Below are 1768 nucleotides of genomic sequence, written 5' to 3'. Positions count from 1 at the left end.
ACTTAACCTGAAACCGGCGTGAAGAATGACGCTTTGTGACTTCCAGCGAGCCCTCGGTTTCTCCGAGAGATTTGTGCGGTTGCAGGCCCAGGGCTCAGAAAGGCGGCGGCAATTGGCGGATGCGCCGGAGTGTGTTAAGGAAGTCTGCCGCGAAGGCGTAGCCCGGCGCCAAGCGCAAGGTCAGAACGTTTCCGGGCCGGACAACCTGTGCGGGTACGACAAACAACCGTTGCCGAAGGCGGTGCAGCGTCGCCCGTTGCAGATGAACCGGAGCACAGAGACGCTTGAACCAATTCAGCAGGTTGTAGGCCAGCAAGACAATCTGGAAGAAGGCCTCGTTGGCCGTGAAGTCTTTGGTGGGAATCTTTCCCAACGCGTAGGCGTCTTTCAATTCCCGGATAATCAACTCCGCGCGGGCCCGCTGATTGTAGAAGCGCCACAGGTGCAGCGGCTGCAGCGCAAGATTGGTCACCAAGAGCTGATAGCTGTAGCCACCCATCTGAAACAGGTGCAACTGCGCCGAAGGTTCTTCGGGCACCGGCCGACGGATCACCACGAAGCGTCGCGGCCCGGGCCACCCCTGCGGGCAATACCGGAACTCCGCCGCCCACACCCCCGAGGAGATACGACGGTAGCGCAGTCCCTGCAAGCGATTCTTCAGCGGATGGGTGAGCCGAGCGACGATCACATAAAAGGCTTTCTTTCCCTCGATAAACTCGACGATTTTGTGATCGAAGAACGCTCCATCGGCGCGAACTCTTACTTCTCTGATCGGTTCTGGCAATTTGGCGAAGGCACGCTCCAGCAACGGGATCGTGATCGTCGAGACGTGGGTGTCGCCGGGATGGTAGCTGCCCTCCCAACAATCCTGAGTGTTCCCCTCGAAGCACAACAGCGGAAGGTAAGAGGGGCGCCCGCGCTTCTTGGGGTTGTAGCCCACCTCGGCTCGTTCCTGACGGCCATAGACCGTCAGCACCGTGCTGTCGAGATCGAAGATCGCTCGGGCGGGTTGTCCGAGCATGGCGGTCCGCCAACGGTCGTGCAACTGCAGCAAGGCCTTGCGTCCCAAACGAGCGAACCGTTCGAGGAAGCGCCGCAAGCTGGTCGCTTCCGGGTATCCCGGCAAGCCCGCCAGGTACTGAAAGACGCCGTTGTGGCGCAGCGGCTCGGTGGTCTCGATCCGGCCCAGACCCAGGATCAGCGGATAGAGCAAAGCTTTCAGAGATTCGCTGATGCTGTAGCGGTTGTTTCTCTGGGTGAACCGGATGTGCCGCGAGAAGGCACCCTGCAAGCCGATGTGCTGAAAAAAGTGCTCGATCAGCGCTACGCCGCCGAACTGAGTGAGGCCGACGCCATCAGCGGCAACGCGCAGTTTTCGAGGTCCCCGTGCCATTGCTACCAATGCTAACTTTTAGTGAGGGTTCGTTGCAAAAGGCAAAGTAGCAGTCCGGGCCGTTTCTAACAAGCGTTTCCGGAGTTCCTTGGAGTCTCATGGCGCAGGTTTCAGGTTAAGGTACCCAGGCACTTGGCCCGAGTCGTGTACAATCGCTACTTCGATCCTCAGCATGAGGAGTTCGGGCCGCGGACTATGTGGAGTCTCTCGAACGCGTTCACCTCGGCCTTAAAAGAGTTGGACGCTATTCCGAAGTTCCGGACGACGGACAAGCTAGGAGCATTTCTTGAAGGCGTTCACGTGGCATGAGCGCCTGGCTAAACCCACTTCGGGGGAGGGAAGTGCGAACCATAAAGGTATTTCCCTCCCCATTTT

At 58.9% G+C, this 1768-nt stretch carries 1 protein-coding gene; it reads right to left on the bottom strand.

Annotation, left to right across the window (positions count from 1 at the left end; all coding sequences use genetic code 11):
• Nucleotides 1–94: 94 nt before the first annotated feature.
• Complete coding sequence (locus HY010_15860; GenBank protein ID MBI3477209.1) at nucleotides 95–1393, bottom strand: IS1380 family transposase; 1299 nt, start codon at nucleotides 1391–1393, stop codon at nucleotides 95–97.
• Nucleotides 1394–1768 lie beyond the last annotated feature (375 nt).

It is taken from the genome of Acidobacteriota bacterium (genome assembly GCA_016196065.1).
Classification (GTDB): domain Bacteria; phylum Acidobacteriota; class Terriglobia; order Terriglobales; family Acidobacteriaceae; genus Acidiflorens.
Note: the sequence above shows the minus strand (reverse complement) of the source record. Positions and strands in the feature narration are given on the sequence as shown.